This window comes from Pseudomonas sp. zfem004, from assembly GCF_032621715.1.
In the GTDB taxonomy this organism is placed as follows: domain Bacteria; phylum Pseudomonadota; class Gammaproteobacteria; order Pseudomonadales; family Pseudomonadaceae; genus Aquipseudomonas; species Aquipseudomonas sichuanensis.
This window is the reverse complement of sequence record NZ_JAVYJF010000001.1, coordinates 215,490-239,893: the sequence shown is the minus strand read 5'-3', so window position 1 is coordinate 239,893 and position 24,404 is coordinate 215,490. Positions and strand designations below refer to the sequence as shown.

22 protein-coding genes are annotated in these 24,404 nt (G+C 63.8%); 8 read left to right on the top strand and 14 right to left on the bottom strand.

The genetic code is table 11. The features are described 5' to 3' along the window. Nucleotides 1-34: 34 nt before the first annotated feature. Nucleotides 35-403, bottom strand: coding sequence for a hypothetical protein (locus tag RTH46_RS01140; protein WP_110991974.1), 369 nt, complete (start codon nucleotides 401-403; stop codon nucleotides 35-37). A 175-nt stretch (nucleotides 404-578) separates the two neighbouring features. Between RTH46_RS01140 and phoB the strand changes: the two genes are divergently transcribed. From phoB to RTH46_RS01125, 3 genes are all read left to right on the top strand, one after another. Next, entirely contained in the window at nucleotides 579-1,268 is a 690-nt protein-coding gene (phoB, locus tag RTH46_RS01135; protein WP_011536427.1) for a phosphate regulon transcriptional regulator PhoB, read from the top strand. A 72-nt stretch (nucleotides 1,269-1,340) separates the two neighbouring features. After that, entirely contained in the window at nucleotides 1,341-2,612 is a 1,272-nt protein-coding gene (gene phoR, locus RTH46_RS01130; RefSeq protein ID WP_256671353.1) for a phosphate regulon sensor histidine kinase PhoR, read from the top strand. Nucleotides 2,613-2,807: 195 nt separating this feature from the next. Next, entirely contained in the window at nucleotides 2,808-4,148 is a 1,341-nt protein-coding gene (locus RTH46_RS01125) for a hemolysin family protein (RefSeq protein WP_125466079.1), read from the top strand. 75 nt (nucleotides 4,149-4,223) lie between these two features. Here the strand turns inward: RTH46_RS01125 and RTH46_RS01120 are convergent, their stop codons facing one another. The 8 genes from RTH46_RS01120 to RTH46_RS01085 all read right to left on the bottom strand — a co-directional run bounded on the left by RTH46_RS01120 (nucleotide 4,224) and on the right by RTH46_RS01085 (nucleotide 14,885). Next, the gene (locus tag RTH46_RS01120; RefSeq protein WP_153786757.1) at nucleotides 4,224-5,123 is read right to left on the bottom strand and encodes a peptidoglycan DD-metalloendopeptidase family protein; all 900 of its coding nucleotides are present in this window, start codon (nucleotides 5,121-5,123) and stop codon (nucleotides 4,224-4,226) included. A gap of 232 nt (nucleotides 5,124-5,355) precedes the next feature. Then, nucleotides 5,356-6,264, bottom strand: coding sequence for a response regulator (locus RTH46_RS01115; protein WP_153786758.1), 909 nt, complete (start codon nucleotides 6,262-6,264; stop codon nucleotides 5,356-5,358). A gap of 164 nt (nucleotides 6,265-6,428) precedes the next feature. Then, the gene (gene phoU, locus RTH46_RS01110; RefSeq protein ID WP_110991969.1) at nucleotides 6,429-7,199 is read right to left on the bottom strand and encodes a phosphate signaling complex protein PhoU; all 771 of its coding nucleotides are present in this window, start codon (nucleotides 7,197-7,199) and stop codon (nucleotides 6,429-6,431) included. A gap of 162 nt (nucleotides 7,200-7,361) precedes the next feature. Next, nucleotides 7,362-8,195, bottom strand: a complete 834-nt coding sequence (pstB, locus tag RTH46_RS01105; protein WP_316904869.1) for a phosphate ABC transporter ATP-binding protein PstB — start codon at nucleotides 8,193-8,195, stop codon at nucleotides 7,362-7,364. 72 nt (nucleotides 8,196-8,267) lie between these two features. Further along, nucleotides 8,268-9,938, bottom strand: a complete 1,671-nt coding sequence (gene pstA, locus RTH46_RS01100; protein WP_153786760.1) for a phosphate ABC transporter permease PstA — start codon at nucleotides 9,936-9,938, stop codon at nucleotides 8,268-8,270. A 17-nt stretch (nucleotides 9,939-9,955) separates the two neighbouring features. After that, nucleotides 9,956-12,244, bottom strand: coding sequence for an ABC transporter permease subunit (locus tag RTH46_RS01095; RefSeq protein ID WP_316904868.1), 2,289 nt, complete (start codon nucleotides 12,242-12,244; stop codon nucleotides 9,956-9,958). 140 nt (nucleotides 12,245-12,384) lie between these two features. Continuing rightward, a complete protein-coding gene (locus RTH46_RS01090; protein ID WP_110991966.1) occupies nucleotides 12,385-13,383 on the bottom strand; it encodes a phosphate ABC transporter substrate-binding protein PstS in 999 nt (332 codons plus the stop codon). 212 nt (nucleotides 13,384-13,595) lie between these two features. Beyond that, nucleotides 13,596-14,885, bottom strand: coding sequence for an MFS transporter (locus RTH46_RS01085; RefSeq protein WP_316904867.1), 1,290 nt, complete (start codon nucleotides 14,883-14,885; stop codon nucleotides 13,596-13,598). Between the two features lie 362 nt (nucleotides 14,886-15,247). On the opposite strand from RTH46_RS01085, the gene RTH46_RS01080 reads away from it, so the two are divergent. After that, on the top strand, nucleotides 15,248-15,646 hold the full coding sequence (locus tag RTH46_RS01080; protein WP_003253317.1) for an acyl-CoA thioesterase: 399 nt from the start codon (nucleotides 15,248-15,250) through the stop codon (nucleotides 15,644-15,646). Between the two features lie 73 nt (nucleotides 15,647-15,719). Beyond that, nucleotides 15,720-16,616 carry a D-hexose-6-phosphate mutarotase gene (locus RTH46_RS01075; RefSeq protein ID WP_153786763.1) on the top strand — a complete coding sequence of 299 codons (897 nt, stop codon included), beginning with the start codon at nucleotides 15,720-15,722 and terminating at the stop codon, nucleotides 16,614-16,616. Nucleotides 16,617-16,705: 89 nt separating this feature from the next. Here the strand turns inward: RTH46_RS01075 and RTH46_RS01070 are convergent, their stop codons facing one another. The 5 genes from RTH46_RS01070 to RTH46_RS01050 all read right to left on the bottom strand — a co-directional run bounded on the left by RTH46_RS01070 (nucleotide 16,706) and on the right by RTH46_RS01050 (nucleotide 20,316). Continuing rightward, nucleotides 16,706-17,239, bottom strand: coding sequence for a DUF3299 domain-containing protein (locus RTH46_RS01070; protein WP_178125806.1), 534 nt, complete (start codon nucleotides 17,237-17,239; stop codon nucleotides 16,706-16,708). A gap of 50 nt (nucleotides 17,240-17,289) precedes the next feature. Then, nucleotides 17,290-17,535 (bottom strand): GlsB/YeaQ/YmgE family stress response membrane protein, encoded by a 246-nt coding sequence (locus RTH46_RS01065; RefSeq protein ID WP_050707557.1) that lies wholly within the window; start codon nucleotides 17,533-17,535, stop codon nucleotides 17,290-17,292. A 95-nt stretch (nucleotides 17,536-17,630) separates the two neighbouring features. Then, the gene (locus RTH46_RS01060; protein ID WP_153786765.1) at nucleotides 17,631-18,713 is read right to left on the bottom strand and encodes a 5-(carboxyamino)imidazole ribonucleotide synthase; all 1,083 of its coding nucleotides are present in this window, start codon (nucleotides 18,711-18,713) and stop codon (nucleotides 17,631-17,633) included. A gap of 10 nt (nucleotides 18,714-18,723) precedes the next feature. Next, complete coding sequence (gene purE, locus RTH46_RS01055; protein ID WP_110995095.1) at nucleotides 18,724-19,215, bottom strand: 5-(carboxyamino)imidazole ribonucleotide mutase; 492 nt, start codon at nucleotides 19,213-19,215, stop codon at nucleotides 18,724-18,726. Nucleotides 19,216-19,386: 171 nt separating this feature from the next. After that, nucleotides 19,387-20,316, bottom strand: a complete 930-nt coding sequence (locus RTH46_RS01050) for a LysR substrate-binding domain-containing protein (protein ID WP_110995094.1) — start codon at nucleotides 20,314-20,316, stop codon at nucleotides 19,387-19,389. Between the two features lie 181 nt (nucleotides 20,317-20,497). Between RTH46_RS01050 and aspA the strand changes: the two genes are divergently transcribed. The 3 genes from aspA (at nucleotide 20,498) to RTH46_RS01035 (ending at nucleotide 24,404) form a co-directional block, all read left to right on the top strand. Continuing rightward, nucleotides 20,498-21,922: an aspartate ammonia-lyase gene (gene aspA, locus RTH46_RS01045; protein WP_110995093.1), complete on the top strand. Its 1,425-nt coding sequence runs from the start codon at nucleotides 20,498-20,500 to the stop codon at nucleotides 21,920-21,922. Between the two features lie 259 nt (nucleotides 21,923-22,181). Beyond that, nucleotides 22,182-23,174, top strand: a complete 993-nt coding sequence (locus tag RTH46_RS01040) for an AraC family transcriptional regulator (RefSeq protein WP_316904866.1) — start codon at nucleotides 22,182-22,184, stop codon at nucleotides 23,172-23,174. 189 nt (nucleotides 23,175-23,363) lie between these two features. Then, nucleotides 23,364-24,404: a histone deacetylase family protein gene (locus RTH46_RS01035; protein WP_316904865.1), complete on the top strand. Its 1,041-nt coding sequence runs from the start codon at nucleotides 23,364-23,366 to the stop codon at nucleotides 24,402-24,404.

Genomic DNA, 24,404 nt, shown 5'->3' with positions numbered 1-24,404 from the left:
GGGTAAACCCGCTCCCACAGGTTACAAGGCGCTGTTAAGGCTTGGCCACGTGCCAGACATCCTTCATGCCATCGCCGGTCATGTCCCCGGCTTTCTTGTCCTTGACGAAGGTGTACAGCGGCTTGCCATCGTAGGCCCACTGCATCGAACCGTCGTCGCGCTTGATCTGCGTCCACTTGCCTTCGGCTTTTTCACCGGCCGTGACCTTCAACGGCGGCCAGTTGGTCGCGCAATCGCCGTTGCACATCGACTTGCCACCTGCATCCTTGTCGAAGGTGTACAGGGTCATGCCGTTGTGGTCGACCCACATGCCATCCTTCTCCATGGCGTGATGAGCCGACGCCACCCCCGGCACTGCCAGCGCAGCGCAAAGGGCCATCCAGCTCAGCGTATGTCGTGTCATTGGAATCACCATCGTTTCGGGGGGTTGAAGGGTTCTGGTAGCCGCTGCAGCGGCCCTGTGAAGCCTAGCCCAGTCATGCAATGTCGCCAGAACTGCCCATGCCCTGTCACACAGCTGCAATAATTCCGTTATCTAATGCGGGCCAAGACACCGTTCCCGGGAGAGGTAATTGAGCATGGTTGGCAGAAACATTCTGATCGTCGACGACGAAGCGCCTATCCGCGAGATGATCGCCGTTGCATTGGAAATGGCTGGCTATGACTGCCTTGAGGCGGAGAACTCGCAACAGGCCCACGCCATCATCGTCGACCGCAAGCCGGACCTGATCCTGCTCGACTGGATGCTGCCGGGCACCTCGGGCATCGAACTGGCGCGCCGCCTCAAACGCGACGAGCTGACCGGCGATATCCCGATCATCATGCTCACCGCCAAGGGCGAAGAGGACAACAAGATCCAGGGCCTCGAAGTGGGCGCCGACGACTACATCACCAAACCGTTCTCGCCGCGCGAGCTGGTGGCGCGCCTCAAGGCCGTGCTGCGCCGCACCGGCCCGAGCGACAGCGAAGCCCCAATCGAAGTCGGTGGCCTGCTGCTCGACCCGATCAGCCACCGTGTGACCATCGACGGCAGGCCTGCCGAGATGGGCCCCACCGAATACCGCCTGCTGCAGTTCTTCATGACCCACCAGGAGCGCGCCTACACCCGTGGCCAGCTGCTCGACCAGGTCTGGGGCGGCAACGTCTACGTCGAGGAGCGCACGGTCGACGTGCACATCCGCCGCCTGCGCAAGGCGCTGGGTGAAGCCTACGAAAATCTGGTACAAACCGTCCGCGGCACTGGCTATCGGTTCTCGACCAAGAGCTGATCGAAGCCCAGACGCCCGCAGTACAAGGACTGTCAATTGAACCAGAACTGGCACGCAACCCTGATTCGCCACATGTTGCTGCTGATCACCGTCTGCCTGATCGGCGGCCTGGTCAGCGGTTTCTACGGCTGGAGCCTGGCCATCGGCCTGGCGTTCTACCTGGGCTGGACGCTCAAGCAGCTGCTGCGCCTGCACGACTGGCTGCGCCACCACCAGCCCGATGAGGCACCGCCGGACGGCTACGGCCTGTGGGGCGAGGTGTTCGACAGCATCTATCACCTGCAGCGCCGCGACCAGCGCGTGCGTGGCCGCCTGCAGGCGGTGATCGACCGGGTGCAGGAGTCCACCGCCGCATTGCGTGACGCGGTGATCATGCTCGACAGCGAAGGCAACCTGGAGTGGTGGAACCGCGCTGCCGAAACCCTGCTGGGCTTCAAGACCCCGCAGGACGGCGGCCAACCGGTGACCAACCTGGTGCGCCACCCGCGCTTCAAGGAATACTTCGAAGCGGAAAACTATGCCGAGCCACTCGAGATCCCCTCACCGATCAACGACCGCCTGCGCGTGCAGCTGCAACTCACCCGCTACGGCAACAACGAGCACCTGATGCTGGTTCGCGACGTGACCCGCATCCATCAGCTCGAACAGATGCGCAAGGACTTCGTCGCCAACGTCAGCCACGAGCTGCGCACGCCGCTGACGGTGATCACCGGCTACCTGGAAACCCTGCTGGACAACGTCGAAGGCGTGAACCCGCGCTGGGGCCGTGCCCTGCAACAGATGAGCGCGCAAGGCTCGCGCATGCAGACCCTGCTCAACGACCTGCTGCTGCTGGCCAAGCTCGAAGCCACCGACTATCCCTCGGACAACCAGCCGGTGCTGGTCGACGCCCTGCTCACCGCCATCAACAACGATGCCCAGGCGCTGTCCGGCCCGCGCAACCAGCGCATCACCCTGGAGGCCGCACCCGGCATCCGCTTGAAGGGCAGCGAGTCGGAACTGCGCAGCGCGTTCTCCAACCTGGTGTTCAACGCGGTCAAGTACACCCAGGACGAGGGCAACATCCGTATTCGCTGGTGGGCCGACGAGCAGGGCGCGCACCTGTCGGTGCAGGACTCGGGCGTCGGCATCGAGGCCAAGCACCTGCCGCGCCTGACCGAACGCTTCTACCGCGTCGACTCCAGCCGCGCCTCCAACACCGGCGGCACCGGGCTGGGCCTGGCGATCGTCAAGCATGTGCTGATGCGCCATCGCGGGCGCCTGGAAATCAGCAGCGTGCCGGGGCATGGCAGCACCTTCACCTGTCATTTTGCGCCGGCACAATTGGTCGTGAACAAGGACTGAACCCTCGCGGGGCAAGCCCGCTCCCACGGATCTGCACAGGCATCGTGGGAGCGGGCTTGCCCCGCGATGCGCCAACCGGGCATGGCCCTCCCCTTTGCTTTTGCGGCTTCAGCCGCTACATTGGATCCCCTGTGCCAGCAAACGCTGGCACTTTTTTTCTTACTTTTCAGCAGACGGACCCCGTAAAACTCCATCATGGACCCTTCCCCTGGTATCAGCCTCACCTCGTTGTTCGCCGATTTCGGCATGATTCTCTTTGCCTTGTTCCTGGTGCTGCTCAACGGCTTCTTCGTTGCCGCCGAGTTCGCCATGGTCAAGCTGCGCTCCACCCGCGTCGAGTCCATCGCCGAGCTGCATGGCTGGCGTGGCAGCATCCTGCGCAAGGTACACAACCAGCTCGACGCCTATCTTTCGGCCTGCCAGCTGGGCATCACCCTGGCTTCGCTGGGCCTGGGCTGGGTCGGTGAGCCGGCCTTCGCCCACCTGCTCGAACCGCTGCTGGCCTACTTCGGCGTCGACTCTCCCGAGCTGATCAAGGGCATCTCGTTCTTCGTCGCGTTCTTCGTCATCTCCTACCTGCACATCGTGGTCGGCGAGCTGGCGCCCAAGTCCTGGGCGATCCGCAAACCCGAGCTGCTGTCGCTGTGGACGGCGGTGCCGCTGTACCTGTTCTACTGGGCGATGTACCCGGCCATCTACCTGCTCAACGCCAGCGCCAACACCATCCTGCGCATCGCCGGGCAAGGCGAGCCCGGCCCGCACCACGAGCACCACTACAGCCGCGAGGAGCTCAAGCTGATCCTGCACTCCAGCCGTGGCCAGGACCCGAGCGACCAGGGCATGCGCGTGTTGGCCTCGGCCGTGGAGATGGGCGAGCTGGAGGTGGTCGACTGGGCCAACTCACGCGAGGACATGGTCAGCATCGACGCCCATGCCCCGCTCAAGGACATCCTCGCGCTGCTGCGCCGGCACAAGTTCAGCCGCTACCCGGTGTACGACGCCGAGCGCGAAGAGTTCACCGGCCTGCTGCACATCAAGGACCTGCTGCTGGAGCTGGCCGAACTGGACCACCTGCCGCAGACCATCGACCTGGACGACCTGGCCCGGCCGCTGGAGCGTGTGTCCCGGCACATGCCGCTGTCGCAACTGCTCGAGCAGTTCCGCAAAGGCGGCGCGCACTTCGTGCTGGTCGAGGAGGCCGACGGCAAGGTGATCGGCTACCTGACCATGGAAGACGTGCTGGAAGTGCTGGTGGGCGACATTCAGGACGAACACCGCAAGACCGAACGCGGCATCCTCGCCTACCAGCCCGGCAAGCTGCTGGTACGGGGCGATACGCCGCTGTTCAAGGTCGAACGGCTGCTGGGGATCGACCTCGACCACATCGAGGCGGAGACCCTCGCCGGGCTGATCTACGAGACCCTAAAGCGCGTGCCTGAGGAAGAGGAAGTGCTGGAGGTCGAAGGCCTGCGCATCATCATCAAGAAGATGAAAGGGCCGAAGATCGTGCTGGCCAAGGTGCTCAAGCTGGATTGATCAGCATCTGCAACCTATCGCGGGGCAAGCCCGCTCCCACGAACCTCGTGGGAGCGGGCTTGCCCCGCGATGCTTTCAGGGGTTGCCAGCAGTGAAATCCGGCATCCCGCCAATCGGCCGGTCGAACTGATAGGGGATCGACTCCAGCGCCAGCCCCACGTTGCGCTGCACCACGAAGTGCAGATGCGGCCCACTGCTGTTGCCGGTATTACCCGACTTGGCCAACGCCTGCCCCACCACCACCTGCTGCCCCTCTGCCACCACCACCGAACCGCGCATCAGGTGCAGGTAGACGCCCATGGTGCCGTCCGGGTGCAGGATGCGCACGAAGTTGCCCGCCGGGTTGCTGCCACGCCCGGTCTGGCTGTTCTCGATCCTGACCACCACCCCGCCCCTCGCTGCGATGATCGGCGTGCCTTCAGGCATGGCGATATCGATGGCGTAGCGCCCCTTCGGGCCGAAATGGCTGAAGCGGCCATTGGGCCCCTGGCTGATGCGAAACGGCCCGCCCTTCCACGGGAAGGGGTAGCGATAACCCTGGGTACGCTGGATGGGATCGCCCATGGCGTACTCGAACTTGCTGACGTATTTCAACGGCCCGCTCGGCGCAGCCAGTATGACGCTGAGGACCTGGGTCGAACGCGCGGGCACCACACGCCTGACCAGGCGCGGGGCATTGCCGCCAAAGGCATTGGCCAGGCCATTGAGGCGCAGTTCGACCTCCATCGGCACATGCAGCTCGTTACGCGCAATGAAGCGCACGCCGCCACGAAATGCCTCGGTCTGCAGGCGCACCTGGCCGTCGAGGCGCTCGACCATGGGCTCGTGAACGATCAAGGGTTTTGCCCCTGGGCTGGGGCTTTCCGAGTAAGAGGCCACACCGAAATCGTCGGTGGTCTTGTAGATGGTCATGCCCAGGCTCGACGCCGAGGCCGTGAGCAAGGCACAGAACAGCAGCAGGCGGGCGGGCGGCATGATAGTGGCTTTTTGACAGTTGAGTTCTGTCGAAGCCTAGCAGCCGATTTCAAGACGAGTTGCTACAGCTGGTCGGATGCCATGGGTTCACCCCGGCCTGTAGGAGCGGCCTTGTGTCGCGATAGGGCCGCAAAGCGGCCCCAGCGATCTATGCATCCACGTTGAAATCCTGGGGCCGCTGCGCAGCCCTGTCGCGACGCAAGGCCGCTCCTACAAAGGCAGGACCTGCGCCTCAGGCGCCGGGCGTGAAGTGCTTCTGCGCGGTGCCACGAGCAATCAGTCGCGACAGGTAATCGAGCTTCTGCGCATCCTGATCGACGAACTTGAAGTTCAATTGCAGCCAGTCGCTGTCCGGCTTCGGCTCCAACGCCGCAACGGCATGCAGGTAACCGTTCAGCCGCGCCACTTCGGCGTTCTCGCCTTGCTCAAGGTCGAGCACCGCGCCTTCGAGCACCTGCGGCAGGTTGGCGCTGCGACGCACCACCAGCAACGCCTCCTTCAGGCTCAGGGCCTTGATCACGCACGGTTGCGGACCGCTGGCCAGGCGCAGCTGACCCTGCCCACGGCCGGTCGGTGCTGCAGCGGCGGCGGCTTTCGGCGCCGGCGCATTGATCAACGGCTTGGCGGCCGTTGCTGCTGGCGCGGCAGGGGCGGCAACCTTGGCAGCCTCCGGGCGGCCCCCGGTCAGGGCGCTGAGCGAATCGTTGGCGAACGCCGAGTTGACCCGCGCCGGCCCACTCGCCATCAGGCTGTCGAGTTTACCGATCTTGGTCAGCGACTTTTTCACCTTGGTCAGTAGCTGTTCGTTGGTGAACGGCTTGCCGACGAAATCGGAGACGCCGGCCTGGATGGCCTGGATCACGTTCTCCTTGTCACCACGGCTGGTCACCATGATGAACTGCATGGTCTTCATTTCTTCCTGCTGGCGGCACCAGCTCAGCAGCTCGAGGCCGGACATCTCCGGCATCTCCCAGTCGCACAAAACCAGGTCGAAACGCTCCTTGCTGAGCATGGCCATGGCTTTGCGGCCGTTGACCGCATCTTCGATTACCATGCCCGGGAAGGCATTACGCAGGCACTTCTTTACCAGATCGCGGATGAACGGGGCATCGTCCACGACCAGCACATTGACTTTACTCATCGATACTCCTCTTGAATCCCGACTAGCATACCGCCGACTGATGGCCATTTGCCAAAACACGGGTCACGCCGGGACTTCTCTACACGTTCGCGGCTGCCTGCAGGGTGCTCGACCGCAAACGAAAACGCCCGGCGGATGCCGGGCGCTGTTGCTCGGGAGCAATTCTATTTATCGTCCGGTTCAGCCGGAACATTAGCGATTTCGCCCTCTTCGAAGGCCTCGCCCTGTACTTCCGCTTTCATGCGTTTGAGACCCATGTGGCGCACGTCGGTACCGCGTACCAGGTAGATCACCAGCTCCGAGATGTTGCGCGCGTGGTCGCCGATCCGCTCCAGCGAGCGCAGGGCCCAGATCACGCTGAGCACGCGAGTGATCGAGCGCGGATCTTCCATCATGTAGGTGACCAGCTCGCGCAACGCGGTCTTGTACTCGCGGTCGATGGTCTTGTCGTACTGGGCCACCGACAGCGCCAGGTCAGCGTCGAAACGGGCGAAGGCATCCAGTGCGTCACGCACCATGTTGCGCACCTGGTCGCCGATGTGGCGCACCTCGACATAACCCCGTGGCGACACCCCTTCCTCGCACAGCTGGATGGCGCGGCGGGCGATCTTGGTGGATTCGTCACCGATGCGCTCCAGGTCGATCACCGACTTGGAGATGCTGATGATCAGACGCAGGTCGGAGGCCGCCGGCTGGCGGCGGGCGAGGATGCGTACGCATTCCTCGTCGATATTGCGCTCCATCTGGTTGATCTGTTCGTCGACTTCACGCACTTGCTGGGCCAGGCCCGAGTCGGCCTCGATCAGCGCGGTGACGGCGTCGTTGACCTGCTTCTCGACCAGCCCGCCCATGGCCAGCAAGTGGCTGCGGACTTCTTCGAGCTCGGCGTTGAACTGCTGGGAAATGTGGTGGGTAAGGCTTTCTTTGTTGATCATCGTTTCGCTCCGCGAAGAAGCTGCAAGCTTCAAGTCGTTCGTATCGTTCCCTGGCAAGCACTATGAACCGTGGGAGCGAGCTTGCCTCGCGATTGCGGCGCCAGCTCTGGCGCAATCGCGGGGCAAGTCGCAGCGGCGCACCGCCGCTCCCACGAATCCCACCTAGCCATAGCGGCCGGTGATGTAGTCTTCGGTCTGCTTCTTCGCCGGGTTGGTGAACAGGGTGTCGGTATCACCGAATTCCACCAGTTTGCCCATGTACATGAACGCGGTGTAGTCCGAAACACGGGCCGCTTGCTGCATGTTGTGGGTAACGATGACGATGGTGTACTTGGATTTCAGTTCGTAGATCAGCTCTTCGACTTTCAGCGTCGAGATCGGGTCCAGTGCCGAGCACGGCTCGTCGAGCAGCAGCACTTCCGGCTCGACGGCGATGGTACGGGCAATCACCAGACGCTGCTGCTGGCCACCGGACAGGCCCAGCGCCGACTCGTGCAGACGGTCCTTGACCTCGTCCCACAGGGCCGCGCCCTTCAGCGCCCACTCCACGGCTTCATCGAGGGTGCGCTTCTTGTTGATGCCCTGGATGCGTAGGCCGTAGACCACGTTCTCGTAGATGGTCTTGGGGAACGGGTTGGGCTTCTGGAACACCATGCCCACACGGCGACGCAGCTCGGCCACGTCCTCGCCCTTGCGGTAGATGTTGTTGCCGTACAGGTTGATGGCGCCGTCAACGCGGCAGCCGTCAACCAGGTCGTTCATGCGGTTGAAGGTGCGCAGCAGGGTCGACTTGCCGCAGCCGGACGGGCCGATGAAGGCGGTCACGCGCTGCTTGGGGATATTCATGCTGACGTCGAACAGCGCCTGCTTGTCGCCGTAGTACAGGGACAGGCCGGGCACTTCGATGGCCACGGTCTCTTCAGCCAGGCGCAGGCTCTGCTTGTCGCGGCCCAGGGCCGACATGTCGATGCCGTGGGCGTGGGATTCATGCTGCATGGTCAACTCCATACGCTATCAATTCGTTTCAAAGGGCCGCCCGGGCTGCGGGCGGCGCGCTTGCAATCAGGATCAGCTGTCGAGGGCCTTGTACTTCTCGCGCAGGTGGTTACGCATCCACACCGCCGAGAGGTTGAGGGTGGCGATCACCAGCACCAGCAGCAGCGCGGTGGCATACACCAGCGGCCGCGCGGCCTCGACGTTGGGGCTCTGGAAGCCGACGTCGTAGATGTGGAAGCCCAGGTGCATGATCTTCTGGTCCAGGTGCAGGTACGGGTAGTTGCCGTCCACCGGCAGCGATGGCGCCAGCTTCACCACACCCACCAGCATCAACGGGGCCACTTCGCCGGCGGCGCGGGCCACGGCGAGGATCATGCCGGTCATCATGGCCGGGCTGGCCATCGGCAGGACGATCTTCCACAGGGTCTCGGCCTTGGTCGCACCCAGGGCCAGCGAGCCCTCACGCACGGTGCGTGGAATGCGCGCCAGGCCTTCCTCGGTGGCCACGATCACCACCGGCACCGCCAGCAGCGCCAGGGTCAGCGAAGCCCAAAGCAGGCCGGGTGTGCCCAGGGTAGGCGCCGGCAGCGACTCGGGGAAGAACAGGCGGTCGATCGAGCCACCCAGCACGTAGACGAAGAAGCCCAGGCCGAACACGCCGTAGACGATCGCCGGTACACCGGCCAGGTTGTTCACGGCGATGCGGATCAAGCGGGTCACCGGGCCCTGCTTGGCGTATTCGCGCAGGTAGACTGCGGCCAGCACGCCGAACGGGGTGACGATCACGGCCATGATCAGGGTCATCATCACGGTGCCGAAGATGGCCGGGAAGATACCGCCTTCAGTGTTGGCCTCACGCGGGTCGTCGCTGAGGAACTCCCATACCTTGGCGAAGTAGGCACCCATCTTGGTCAGGCCGGACATGGCGTTCGGCTGGATCGCGTGGACCACCTTGCTCAGGTTGATCTCCACTTCGCGGCCGTTGCCGTCGCGGGCCACCAGGCTGTCGCGGGCGAAGGCCTGGTGCAGGCCGCTCAGGCGCTCTTCGATGGCCTTGTAGCGGTTGTTCAGCTCGGCGCGCTCGGCATCCATGTCGGCCTGGGCGGCGGCATCGAGCTTGCCGTCCAGTTCCAGCTTGCGGCCATGCAGGCGCAAGCGCTCCAGGCCGTGGTTGATGGCGCCGATGTCTTTCTTCTCGAGCTTCACCAACTGGTCGTTGAGTTCGCTGGCGCGCTTGAGGCGGGTCTGCAGCTCGTTCCAGGCCTCAGGGCCCTGGGCAACCACGCGCCCTTCTTCCTTGACGCTCACCAGATAGCCGTAGAAGTTGCCCCACTCGCGGCGCTCCAGGGCGATCAGCTCGGCGGGCTTTTGCTGATCCACCAGCCACTCGCCGACCAGCCAGGTGAAGTCGCTGCCGTTAAGGTCGCGGTTACCGATCTTGACCAGCTCGCGGGTCATGAACTCCGGGCCCTGGTCGGGCACCGGCAGGCCGGCACCCTTGAGGCGTTCGCGCGGTACTTCTTCCTTCTGTACCACTTCACCGATGATCACGTGGTCGGCCTGGCCAGGCACCTTGTAGGTGGCCTGGACCAGGTCGGCCGGCCAGAAGTGGCCCAAGCCACGCACAGCGATCACGGCCAGCAGGCCGACGGTCATGATGACCGCCATGGCTACCGCGCCACCGCTGATCCAGACGCCGGGGGCGCCGCTCTTGAACCAGCCTTTGAGGGAATCCTTTTTCACGGATCTCTACCTTTCTATCAAAGCGACGAGTATTTCTTGCGCAGGCGCTGGCGAATCAGCTCGGCCAAGGTGTTCATGATGAACGTGAACATCAGCAGCACGAGGGCGGCGAGGAACAGCACACGATAGTGGCTGCCACCGACTTCCGATTCCGGCATTTCCACGGCCACGTTGGCGGCCAGGGTGCGCATGCCCTCGAACAGGTTCATTTCCATCACCGGGGTGTTGCCGGTGGCCATGAGCACGATCATGGTCTCGCCCACCGCACGGCCCATGCCGATCATCAGTGCCGAGAAGATGCCCGGGCTGGCGGTGAGGATGACCACGCGGGTCAGGGTCTGCCACGGCGTCGCACCCAGGGCCAGCGAGCCCAGGGTGAGGCTGCGCGGCACGCTGAACACGGCGTCTTCGGCGATGGAGTAGATGTTCGGGATGACCGCAAAGCCCATGGCGATACCGACTACCAGGGCGTTGCGCTGGTCGTAGGTGATGCCTAAGTCGTTGCTGATCCACAGGCGCATGTCGCCGCCGAAGAACCAGCTCTCCATGAACGGGCTCATGTACAGCGCGAACCAGCCGATCGCCAGGATCACCGGGATCAGGATCGCCGCTTCCCAGCCATCCGGGATACGCAGGCGGATCGACTCCGGCAGGCGGCTCCAGGCAAAACCGGCGACCAGGATGCCCACCGGCAGGATCAGCAGCAGGCTGAACACGCCCGGCAGGTGGCCTTCAAGGTACGGCGCGAGGAACAGGCCGGCGAAGAAGCCGAGGATCACCGTCGGCATCGCTTCCATCAGTTCGATCACCGGCTTGACCTTGCGGCGCATGCCCGGGGCCATGAAGTAGGCGGTGTAGATGGCGGCGGCGATGGCCAGCGGGGCAGCCAGGATCATCGCGTAGAACGCGGCCTTGAGCGTCCCGAAGGTCAGCGGCGACAGGCTCAGCTTGGGTTCGAAGTCGGTGTTCGAGGCGGTCGACTGCCAGACGTATTTAGGCTCGTCGTAGTTCTCGTACCAGACCTTGCCCCACAGCGCACTGAAGGAGATCTCTGGGTGCGGGTTGCGCAGGCTCAGTGGCAGCAGCTTGCCGCCTTCTTCGATGATGATGCGGTTGGCGCGTGGCGACAGGGCCAGGATGCCCGCGCCTTCGGCGACCGGCTCGACCAGCAGGGTACGGTGCGCGGTGCTGTGGAACACACCCAGCTTGCCGGCGCTGTCGAGGGCGATGAAGCCCTTGCGGCGCTCTTCGGCGTCGATCTGCACGATCGGTGCGTTACCCAGCTGGAAGCTGCGGATCAGTTTCAGGCGCGACTCGCCATCCGGGTCGCGGGCCATGAACCACTGGCTCAGGCCGCCCTTGGAGTCACCGAAGATCAGCGAGATGCCGCCGACCAGTTGGCCGCTGGCAGTGATTTCGGCGTTGCCGTCCTCGAGCAGCTTGTAGCGGCCGTTGAGGCTCTTCTCGCGCAGGCTGAAGACGTCGGCGGTGGCACGGCCGTTGACCACGTACAGCCACTGCTGGCGCGGGTCGATGAAGATGTTCTTCACCGTCTCGGTCATCTGCGGCAGTTCGATGCGGTTCTGCTCGACGGTGACCTCGTCGGTCATCATGTTCTCGGTGCGCGACAGTTCGATCACCTGCAGGTGCGCACCGGTGGAGCCGGCCAGCAGCAGGGTGTCGCCATTGACGTTGACACTTACGTGTTCCAGCGCGCGGCCCTGGTCATCCAGGGTGAACAGGTCCTGACCATAGGGGTAGTCGATGCCCGCCTCGATGGTCTTCTTGTTGTCCGGATAGGTGATCTTGTAGGTGTGGTGGAACACCAGCGCCTGGCCGTTGGACAGGCCCAACACCACCAGCGGGCTGCCGGGTTGGTCGGTGCTGATCGAGCTGACCTGGGTGCCGGCGGGCACTGGCAGGTCGACGCGTTTGAGTTCGCTACCGGTCTTGGTATCGAAGAACAGGGCCTGGCCCTTGTCGGAAACGCGCATGCCCACGAGGTTCTGTTCCTCGAGGGCGATCATCAGCGGCTTGCCGGCATCCTGCTGCAGCCAGGTCGGCTCCAGCGCCTTCTTGCTGGTCAGCGTGGCGCCCTGGAACAGCGGCAGCACTACGTAGGCCAGGTAGAAGAAGATCAGGGTGATGGCAGCCAGCACGGCCAGCCCGCCCACCAGGACGTACCAGCGGGTCAGGCGGTCCTTGAGGGCGCGCATGCGGCGCTTGCGTTGCAGCTCGGGCGTATTGAAATCAATGCGCACCGGCGGGGAATTTTGGGTCATGGTGGAGTTGGCCAGATCATTCATGCGCACACCCTAGCGGTCCCGTATGACAAAAACATGACAATGCAGTGACGCAAGAAAGCCCGCCGCGCAGGAACCCTGGCTTCGGACCGAGAAATTCGTGGACAAGGCCGGGCATCAGCACCGGCCTCATCCTCAGTTACTTACTTCTTTGCGACGTTACCGGCGTGGGACAGGCCCAGGTCAGCCAGGGTCTTGTCGACCACTTTGGCCGGCAGCGGGATGTAGCCATCCTTCACCACGACCTGCTGGCCTGCCTGGGACAGCACCAGCTTGACGAACTCGGCTTCCAGCGGGGCCAGAGGCTTGTTCGGGGCCTTGTTGACGTAGACGTAGAGGAAGCGCGACAGCGGGTACGAACCGTTCAGGGCGTTGGCTTCGTTGTCTTCGATGAACTCGCCGCCTTCCTTCTTGGCCAGGGCCACGGTCTTCACGCTGGCGGTCTTGTAGCCGATGCCCGAGTAGCCGATGCCGTTCAGCGAGGAGCTGATCGACTGCACGACCGAAGCCGAGCCAGGCTGTTCGTTGACGTTAGGCTTGAAGTCGCCTTTGCACAGGGCTTCTTCCTTGAAGTAGCCGTAGGTGCCCGATACCGAGTTACGGCCGAACAGCTGGATTGGCTTGTTGGCCAGGTCGCCGGTCACACCGATGTCACCCCAGGTCTTCACGTCAGCCTTGCCGCCGCACAGGCGGGTGGACGAGAAGATGGCGTCGACCTGAGCCATGGTCAGACCCTTGATCGGGTTGTCCTTGTGCACGAACACGGCCAGGGCGTCGACGGCAACCGGGATGGCGGTTGGCTTGTAGCCGTACTTCTGCTCGAAGGCCTGCAGCTCGACGTCCTTCATCTTGCGGCTCATCGGGCCCAGGTTGGCGGTGCCTTCGGTCAGCGCGGGTGGCGCGGTGGAGGAACCGGCGGCCTGGATCTGGATGTTTACGTTCGGATATTCCTTCTTGTAGGCCTCGGCCCACAGGGTCATCAGGTTGGCGAGGGTGTCCGAACCGACGCTGGAGAGGTTACCCGATACACCGGTGGTCTTGGTGTAGGTCGGGATGGCTGGGTCGACAGCGGCGACCGCATTGGCGGTGGCAACGCCAGCGGCGGCAAAGGTCAGGGCCGCCATCAAACGCTTCAGTTTCATGCCTTGCTCCTAGCAGGAATATCGTAGGGGTTGTGATGGAACGGGCCCAAGTATCTGCAGGCCGCATGAACACGATATGACTCCAATGTGACAATTGGATGAAAGGCCATCACCGGTTGCCCGGGATGGCCTTTCAAGATGTTTCAGGAAGGGTTCGAGCAGGTCCGCCCTCTTCGCGGGTTTACCCGCGAAGAGGCCAGCAAGCCGGCCGCTCAGCGCTTGTTGGCGAGCAGATATGTACCGACCAGCAGACCAACGGCACACAGGCACGCCACGTAATAGGCCGGTGCCATCGGGCTGAACTTGAGCAGCGCGGTCACCACCATCGGCGTCAGCCCGCCAAAGATCGCGTACGCCAGGTTGTAGGAGAACGACAGCCCACTGAAGCGCACCACCGGCGGAAACGCCTTGACCATCACGTACGGCACGGCGCCGACGATACCCACGCACAGCCCGGTCAGGGCGTACAGCGGGAACAGCAGGTCCGGGCGGGTCGGCAGGCTGTGGTAGAAGGCCCAGGACGAGGCCAGCAGCGCCAGGCTGCCAACGATGAACACGCGCCCGGCGCCGAAGCGGTCGGCCAGGCTACCGGCGCCGACACAGCCCAGGCTGAGCAGCACGATGGCCAGGCTGTTGGCCTTGAGCGAATCGGTGGGGCTGACGTGGTAGAGGCTCTGCAGCAGGGCCGGGGTCATCAGGATGATCACCACGATGCCGGCCGACAGCAACCAGGTGAGCAGCATCGACAGGATGATCGCGCCGCGGTGGTCGCGCAGCACCGCGCGCAGCGGCAGCTCCTCGGCCAGGGCCTTGCGCGCCTGCATCTCGGCGAATACCGGGGTTTCATGCAGCCAGCGGCGCAGGTAGACCGCGAAGAAGCCGAACACACCACCCAGCAGGAACGGGATGCGCCAGGCGTAGTCGGCCACTTCTTCCGGGCTGTAGATCGTGTTGATCAGCGTCGCCACCAGCGAGCCAAGCAGGATGCCCGAGGTCAGGCCGGCGGTCAGGGTGCCGCAGGCATAACCAGTGTTGCGCGCCGGCACGTGCTCGGAGACGAATACCCAGGCGCCCGGCACTTCACCACCGATGGCCGCGCCCTGGATGACGCGCATCAACAGCAGCAGGATCGGCGCCCACAGGCCGATCTGTGCATAAGTTGGCAGCAGGCCCATGACCAGGGTCGGCAGCGCCATCATGAAGATGCTCAGGGTGAACATCTTCTTGCGCCCGAGCAGGTCACCGAAGTGGGCCATGACGATGCCGCCCAGCGGCCGCGCCAGATAGCCGGCGGCGAAGATGCCGAAGGTCTGCATCAGGCGCAGCCATTCGGGCATGTCGGCGGGGAAGAACAGCTTGCCCACCACTGTGGCGAAGAACACGAAGATGATGAAGTCGTAGAACTCCAGGGCACCACCGAGGGCGGACAGAGAGAGGGTCTTGTAGTCGCTGCGGGTCAGCGGCCTGGAAGGCTGCTCGATACTGCTCGGCACGGAGGTCATCGCTGCTCGTTCTCTTTTTTAGTGTGCAGGCCGCTTGGCATGCGGCTTCTGGATTGGGTAGCGGGTGAAGATAACAAATTGCCGAGCAGCCCTCATAGCGGTACAAAATCCGTACAGATATTCATGAATGTGACGTCGTCGCTGGCTGTAAGGGTCTATATACTGCCCGCTCGTAGGAAAAGGTTGATTCTGTTGAGGGATATTGTGCGAAAACGTCGGTCTCTATTGTCAGACTGTTTCGCAGAGTTTCCCCAAGGCCGCCCCTGAAGCGAAATCAGCGTAGTATGCGAGCAGCTGAATCGTTTTAACGGCGTCCGTCACTGCGCCACCCATGAAGCGTCACGGGTCAGAGGCCCCACGGCATGATTGAGCTCGAACAAGAAGATCCTATCCCGCAGGGCGATCTGGCCTTGCAGATCACCGCGCTGCCGCGCGAAACCAACGGTTTTGGCGACATCTTCGGCGGCTGGCTGGTCGCACAGATGGACCTGGCCGGTACCGCCATGGCCAGCCGCGTTGCCGGTGGCCGCGTGGCCACGGTGGCCATCGACCGCATGGCCTTCCTGGTCCCGGTGGCCGTGGGCGCGCAGCTCTCCTTTTATACCCAGACCCTGGAAATCGGTCGCAGCTCGATCCAGATGATGGTCGAAGTGTGGAGCGACGATCCGTTGTCCAGTGAATGGCGCAAGGTCACCGAAGCGGTGTTCGTGTTCGTCGCCATCGACGGCAGCGGCCGCACCCGCTCGGTGCCTCGTCGCTGAGCCAGGCGAGCGGTAAACTCATTGCAGGCTAACGGGTCCAACGGCCCGACAGGCATTCAATGAGACGAGCGCAATGGCTACTTTCAAGGTCGACACCGAGCTACACGGCGAACTCAACTGCTGGCGCATCACCAGCGACCGCGCCGAACTTCTGATCGCCCAGCAGGGCGCGCAGGTCCTCAGCTACCAGCGCATCGGCGAGCCGCCCCTGCTGTGGCTGAGCGACCAGGCCATCTTCCGTAAGGGCAAGTCCGTGCGTGCCGGGGTACCGGTGTGCTGGCCCTGGTTCGGCAATCTGCAGCGCAACCCGCAGTCGGTGCAGAACATGTTCCAGGGTGAACAAGCACCGGCCCACGGCCTGGCTCGTGGCCGCGACTGGCAGTTGCTCGGCATGGAAGAGTCAGGCAACAGCCTGCTTATCGAATTCACCCTGCCCGAAGCCCAGGGCGAATTGCCAGGCTGGCCCCATGAGGTCGAACTCAAGCTGCAGGTGGAGCTGGGCGATCAGTTGCAACTGACCCTCACCAGCTACAACCTCGGCAATACCAACGTCACCCTCAGCCAGGCCCTGCACAGTTACTTCGCCGTGAGCGATGTACGCCAGGTGCAGGTGGAAGGCGTCGATGGCCTGGGCTATATCGAAACCCTGGCCGACTGGGAGCAGCGCCAGCAGCAGGGCAACCTGGGCTTCGCGGGCGAGACCGACCGCATCTACCTGAACGCCCCCCAACGCTTGAGCATCGTCGACCCGCACTGGAACCGACGCATCAGCCTGCAGGCCAGCGGCTCACGCAGCGCGGTGATCTGGAACCCCTGGACCGACCGCGCCCAGGAGCTGGCAGACATGGCCGACGATGGCTGGCAGCGCATGCTGTGCATCGAGACGGCGAATGTGTGGGATGACGTGGTGACGCTCAAGCCTGGGGCGAGTCATTCGCTGGGGCTGGTGATCGGCAGCGAAATGATCTGATAACGCAATCGCGGGGCAAGCCCGCTCCCACGCCGACCGCTAATGACGGCGTGGGAGCGGGCTTGCCCCGCGATGGGTTTCACGGCCAATCAAAGATCAGCATCCTCCACCACCCTCACCTTCCCGGCATCCAGCGCATAGGCCGCATCGGCCAGGTCATTGCTGACCTTCTCCACCTTCAATTGGCCGGTCACCCACAGCGGTGTGTAGATATCGTCGATCTTCAACCCTTTCGGATAGCGCACCAGCACCAGCTGGTTCGGCGGCGGTGGCGGCACGTGGATACAGGCGCCGGGGTACGGCACCAGGAAGAACAAGGTGCTGTTGCCCTTGGCATCGCTCTCCAGCGGCACCGGGTAGCCACCCAGGCGGATCTGTTTGCCGTTCATGGCGGCGACGGTCTTGGTCGAGTACATAACCGCCGGCAGGCCCTTGCTCTGCTTCAGGCCACCTTTGGCAGTGAACACACCCTGGGCTTCGGGGGAATTGTGGTCGATCTCGGGCATCTGCTCGAGGGCCTTCTGGTCCGACTTGGGCATCAGCTCCAGCCAGTCGGTTTCGGGCAGCTCGGCATGGGCCAGGGCGCTGACAAGCAGCAGGGGGATGAGGAAAAACGCACGCATGGAAATGCTCGGCAACTCAGGTTTGAATTGCCGAGCATTCTAGCCTGTGTTCAGTTCTTCTTGATGAAGCCGTAGATCACCAGAAGGATGATCGCGCCGACCAGGGCCCCGAAGAAGCCCGCCGCCTGCCCGGCCTGGTAGATGCCCAGGGCCTGCCCGCCATAGGTGGCGGCCAGGGAGCCGGCGATGCCGAGGAGGATGGTCATGATCCAGCCCATGCTGTCGTCCCCGGGTTTCAGGAAGCGCGCCAGCAGGCCGACGATCAGGCCGATGAAGATGGTTCCAATGATGCCCATGGCAATCCCTCTGTGGTGAAGTGGAACAAGCCAAAGCCTAGACAGCGCTTTGGCTTGTCGCCATTTCAGAGGGGCGGTTGCCGTAAGAAGTTCGCTCAGCCGGCGATCAAAGCCTCTACTTCGGCGATCTTGGCCTTCAGCGTGGCCATGTCGGCGCAACGCAGGGTAGCGTGGCCAACCTTGCGCCCGACCTTGAAGGCCTTGCCGTAGTGGTGCAGGTGGCAATCGTCGATGGCGATGACTTTGTCTACCGCCGGCACTTCGCCGATGAAGTTGAGCATGGCGCTTTCGCCGACCTTGGCGGTCGAACCCAGCGGCAGGCCGGCAACGGCGCGCAGGTGGTTCTCGAACTGGCTGCACTCCGAGCCTTCGATGGTCCAGTGCCCGGAGTTGTGCACGCGCGGGGCGATTTCGTTGGCTTTCAGGCCACCGTCGACCTCGAAGAACTCGAAAGCCATCACGCCGACATAGTCCAGCTTCTGCAGCACGCGGCCAACGTAGTCTTCGGCCAGGGCCTGCAGCGGGTGCGCGTCGCTTGCCACCGACAGCTTGAGGATGCCGCTCTCGTGGGTGTTGTGCACCAGCGGGTAGAAGCAGGTTTCGCCATCGCGAGCGCGCACGGCCACCAGCGACACTTCGCCGGTGAACGGCACGAAGCCTTCCAGCAGGCACGGCACGCTGCCCAGTTCGGCGAAGGTGTCGATTACGTCTTCCGGTTTACGCAGGACTTTCTGGCCCTTGCCGTCATAACCCAGGGTGCGGGTCTTGAGCACGGCCGGCAGGCCGATGCTGGCCACGGCGGCGTCGAGGTCGGCTTGCGAGAGGATGTCGGCGAAGGCTGGGGTGGGGATCCCCAGGTCACGGAACATGCTCTTCTCGAACAGGCGGTCGCGGGCGATGCGCAGGGCTTCGGCGCTTGGGTACACCGGCACGAACTGCGACAGGAAGGCGACGGTTTCCGCCGGCACACTTTCGAACTCGAAGGTCACCAGGTCGACTTCGTCGGCCAGCTGGCGCAGGTGGTCCTGGTCGCCGTAGTCGGCGCGCAGGTGCTCGCCCAGGGGCGCGGCGCAGGCGTCCGGGGCCGGGTCGAGGAAGGCGAAGTTCATGCCCAGCGGGGTGCCCGCCAGGGCCAGCATGCGGCCCAGCTGGCCGCCACCGATTACACCGATCTTCATATCGTCAGCCTCAAGCCTGGCGCGGGTCTGGATTGTCCAGCACGGTGTCGGTCTGCTCGGTGCGGAACTGCTTGAGCGCCGCGTGGAACTGCGGGTGCTTGGCACCGAGGATGCTCGCCGACAGCAGGGCGGCGTTGATCGCGCCGGCCTTGCCGATGGCCAGGGTGGCCACCGGGATACCGGCCGGCATCTGCACGATCGACAGCAGCGAATCGACGCCCGAGAGCATCGACGACTGCACCGGTACGCCCAGCACCGGCAGATGCGTCTTGGCGGCGCACATGCCCGGCAGGTGGGCGGCGCCACCGGCACCGGCGATGATCACCTCGATGCCACGGCCTTCGGCCTCATCGGCATACTGGAACAGCAGATCCGGGGTGCGGTGGGCGGAAACCACCTTCACTTCGTAGGGAATGCCGAGTTTTTCCAGCATATCGGCGGTGTGGCTAAGGGTGGACCAATCGGACTTGGAGCCCATGATCACGCCAACCAGTGCACTCATCGTCGAGCCTCTTCGCTTGTGCGCCCGCAGGCGCGTCAAAAAACAACAAGCCACGCGGGACGACCGGCGTGGCTTGTTTGCTGATCTGGACCGGAGCTATCCGGTCGAAAGGCCGCGCAGTATACCGTAACGCAGGCCCATCACGGCACCCCCGGCGACCAACTGTCGCCCTTATTTTTCGGGGCTTTGGCTGACTTTTGGGTCAACTGAACCGCCTTCCAGCTTGCGCCACAGCAAGCGCACGTTGGCCTTGCGCACCAGGGCACAGCGATACAGGCGGATTTCCAGCGGTACATGCCACTGGCTGGCGCCGCAGACCACCAACTCGCCACGCTCCAGCTCGCCGCGCATGGACAACTTCGGCACCCAGGCGATGCCCATGCCTTCCAGTGCCATGCTCTTGAGGCTGTCGGCCATGGCCGTTTCATACACCGTGGTATAGCGCAGGTTGCGCTGGCGCAGCAGCAGGTTGACCGAACGGCCGAGGAAGGCGCCGGCGCTGTAGGCCAGCAACGGCACGCTGCCCTCGCCTTCCAGGTCGAACAACGGCTTGCCATCGGGGCCGACCGCACACACCGGGAGCATTTCGGTGTTGCCCATGTGCAAGGAAGGGAAGATTTCGGCGTCCATCTGCAGCGCGGCATCCGGGTCGTAGAACGCCAGCATCAGGTCGCAGCCACCCTCGCGCAATGCATGCACCGCATCACCCACGTTGGTGGCCACCAGGCGGGTGGCAATGTTCAAGCCGTCGTTGCGCAACTGGGCGACCCAACGCGGGAAAAACCCCGAAGCCAGCGAGTGCGCCGCCGCCACCTGGATCACCTCGCCCTGCCCGCCTTCAAGGTGATGCAAATGACGAAGAACTTCGCTCAACTGGTCGACAACAGTACGCGCGGTGACGAGAAACAGCTGCCCGGCCTCGGTCAGTTCGATGGGGGTGCGGGAACGATTCACCAAAGTCAGCCCCAAGGCCGCTTCCAGGCTGCGGATACGCCGGCTGAAGGCTGGCTGGGTGACGAAGCGGCGCTCGGCCGCTTGCGAGAAACTGCGGGTTGAGGCCAGGGCACTGAAGTCCTCCAGCCATTTGCTTTCGAGGTTCATCGACTACTCCGCAACGCGTGCACCAAAATGGAACACGCTCGATTGTCAATCGGCGTCACATCAAACCGTATGCCGTTTGTGCATAGGTTAGCGTGCAACAGCATTGGCCGACAAATCTGCCCAGCCCTAGCATTGGCGGCATTCCGGCAGGTGCCGGGTCAAAATCGAGATGATATCCATCATGTCCTCCGCTGCATCGTTCCGCGTCGAAAAAGATCTGCTTGGTACCCTTGAAGTCCCTGCCGATGCCTACTACGGCATCCAGACTCTGCGCGCTGCCAACAACTTCCACCTCTCCGGTGTTCCGCTGTCGCACTACCCGAAACTGGTAGTCGGCCTGGCGATGGTCAAGCAGGCAGCTGCTGACGCCAACCGTGAGCTGGGGCACCTGAGCGATGCCAAGCACGCCGCGATCAGCGCAGCCTGCGCACGACTGATCAAGGGCGACTACCACGAGCAGTTCGTGGTGGACATGATTCAAGGCGGTGCTGGTACTTCCACCAACATGAACGCCAACGAAGTCATCGCCAACATCGCGCTGGAGGCCATGGGCCATCAGAAGGGTGAGTACCAGTACCTGCACCCGAACAACGATGTGAACATGGCGCAGTCGACCAACGACGCCTACCCGACCGCGATCCGTCTGGGTCTGCTGCTGGGCCACGACGCCCTGCTGGCCAGCCTCGACAGCCTGATCCAGGCGTTCGCTGCCAAAGGTAAAGAATTCGACCACGTACTGAAGATGGGCCGCACCCAGCTGCAGGACGCCGTACCTATGACCCTGGGCCAGGAATTCCGCGCCTTCGCCACCACCATGACCGAAGACCTGCAGCGCCTGCGCTCGCTGGCTCCGGAACTGCTGACCGAAATCAACCTGGGCGGCACCGCCATCGGTACCGGCATCAACGCCGACCCTGGCTACCAGGCCCTGGCCGTACAGCGCCTGGCAACCATCAGCGGCCAGCCGCTGGTGCCGGCTGCCGACCTGATCGAAGCCACCTCCGACATGGGCGCCTTCGTGCTGTTCTCCGGCATGCTCAAGCGCACCGCGGTCAAGCTGTCGAAGATCTGCAACGACCTGCGCCTGCTGTCCAGCGGCCCACGCACCGGCATCAACGAGATCAACCTGCCGGCGCGTCAGCCAGGCAGCTCGATCATGCCAGGCAAGGTCAACCCGGTTATCCCGGAAGCCGTCAACCAAGTCGCCTTCGCCATCATGGGCAACGACCTGGCCCTGACCGTCGCTGCCGAAGGTGGCCAGCTGCAGCTGAACGTGATGGAGCCGCTGATCGCCTACAAGATCTTCGACTCGATCCGCCTGCTGCAACGCGCCATGGACATGCTGCGCGAGCACTGCATCGTCGGCATCACCGCCAACGAACAGCGCTGCCGTGAACTGGTCGAGCACTCGATCGGCCTGGTCACCGCCCTGAACCCGTACATCGGCTACGAAAACGCCACCCGTATCGCCCGCGTTGCCCTGGAAAGCGGCCGCGGCGTGCTGGAACTGGTGCGCGAAGAGAAGCTGCTGGACGAAGAGATGCTCAACGACATCCTGCGTCCGGAAAACATGATCGCTCCACGTCTGGTTCCGCTGAAGGCGTAACCCGACCGTAGCAAACAGTCTCACCAGGTCGAGGGACTAGACACCTCTCAACCTTTCAAGGGCCCGAGCGCACGCATCGGGCCCTTTTTTTATGCGCGTGTCACCCCACCTGTGGGAGCGGCTTTAGCCGCGAAGCAGACAACGCGGTGCCTGGCACCGGCTGCGCCGGTGTTCGCGGGTAAACCCGCTCCCACAGGGGCAACACACCCCGGCACACAACTTGCTCCATAATGCCCCTCAGCCCCACGGGACACCGAGCATGCTGCACAGCCACCTCACCACCCTCAATGCCGTTTCGCTGATCCTCCAGGTGTTCCAGGAACAAGACGTGGACCCGCAGCAGCTGCTCGCCGGCAGCGGCATTGGCCTGGCAGACCTTGAGCACCCGGACGCCCGCATCACCACCCAGCAAGAGCTGCAGGTATGCGCCAACGCCCTGGCCCGGCGCGAGGACATCGGCCTGGAGCTGGGCCGGCGCATGCATGTGTCGTGCTACGGCATGCTCGGTTACGCGCTGCTCTCCAGTGCCACTTTGGGTGACGCCCTGCGGCTGGCGCTGAGCTTTCCGGCACTGCTGGGAACAGTTTTCCAGTTGCGCCTGGTGGATGATGGCCAGCGTGTGTGGCTGTGCGCCAGCGACCACTACGACGCGCCAGGGCTGGCCGCCTTCAATGCCGAGTTCTGCCTGGTGTCGCTGAAAGTGATCTGCGACGACCTGCTCGGCCGCCCGCTGCCCTTGCTGGCGGCACGCTTCGAACACCCCCGCCCCGATTACCACGCGCTCTACGCCGGTGCATTCGCCTGCCCGCAGGGCTTCGATGCGGGCGACAACGCTTTCGCCTTCGAACGCCGCTGGCTGGACATGCCGCTGCCGCTGGCCGACCCGATCACCCACAAGGCGATGAGTGAACGCTGTCGGCGTTTGAACCTGGAGTTCACCGGGCGCCAGGCCTGGCTGGGGCGGATTCGCCAGCTGCTGCTCCAGCAGCTGGATGCGGCGCCTGGGCTGGAGGGCCTGGCACGGCAGATGAACTGTTCGTCGCGCACCATGCGCCGGCACTTGCAGGCGCTGGGCAGCAGTTATCAACAGCTGCTCGACGAGCTGCGCTTCGAGCGGGCCAAGCAATTGCTGGCCGAGGACCAGATGCCGATCTACCGGATTGCCGAAACGCTGGGGTTCAGTGAGACGGCGAGTTTCAGGCATGCCTTCCAGCGCTGGAGCGGCGTGGCGCCGAGCCATTTTCGCGGTTGACCTGAACCGGCCCTATCGCGGGGCAAGCCCGCTCCCACGTGACACCTGTGGGAGCGGGCTTGCCCCGCGATAGGGTCTGCCAGGATGACTTGGCCACATTGATCCCCTTTTGGCCGTTTGCAACGTCCCCCGGTCTGCCGGCCGCCCACCAGAATGGGCCCACGCCAGTGATTACCCGGAGAACAACAAATGCTGACAATCTATTCCGATGACCACCGCCTGCACCACGGCCGCTGCGAGCTGATCGACGGCAAGCTGATGCCCTGCTTCGAGATGCCCTCGCGCGCCGACCATGTGCTGGAACAGGTGAAAAAGAGCAACCTTGGCGACGTCCAAGGCCCGACCGACTTCGGCCGCGCCCCGCTGCAGCGCATCCACAGCGCCGACTACCTGAACTTCTTCGAAGGCGCCTGGGCACGCTGGGCCGCGCTTGGTCACGACGGCGACCTGTTGCCCTTCACCTGGCCGGCACGCACCCTGCGCCAGGTCAAACCTACCGGCCTGCATGGCGAGCTCGGTTACTACAGTTTCGACGCCGGCGCGCCAATCACCGCCGGTACCTGGCAGGCCGCCTACAGCGCCGCGCAAGTCGCGCTCACCGCCCAGGCGGCAATCCAGCAAGGCGCCCACTCGGCCTTCGCCCTGTGCCGCCCACCAGGGCACCACGCCGCCGCCGAAGTGATGGGCGGATATTGCTACCTGAACAACGCCGCCATCGCCGCCCAGGCTTTCCTCGACCAGGGCCGGCGCAAAGTGGCCATCCTCGATGTCGACTACCACCACGGCAACGGCACCCAGGACATCTTCTACCAGCGCAACGATGTGTTCTTCGCCTCGATCCACGGCGACCCGCAGGACGAATTCCCGTTCTTCCTCGGCTATGCCGACGAGATCGGCGAGGGTGCGGGCGAAGGCTGCAACATCAACTACCCACTGCCCGCCGGCAGCGACTGGGCGGCCTGGAACGCTGCGCTGGAAGCGGCCTGCCAGCGCATCGCCGAGTACGACGCCGACGTGCTGGTGATCTCCCTGGGCGTGGACACCTTCAAGGACGACCCGATCTCGCAGTTCAAGCTGGACAGCCCGGACTACCTGGAAATGGGCAAACGCATCGCCCAACTCGGCAAGCCGACCCTGTTCGTGATGGAAGGTGGCTACGCTGTGGAGGAAATCGGCATCAACGCGGTCAATGTGCTGGAAGGCTTCCAGCGCGCCCAGCCAGGAGCCTGA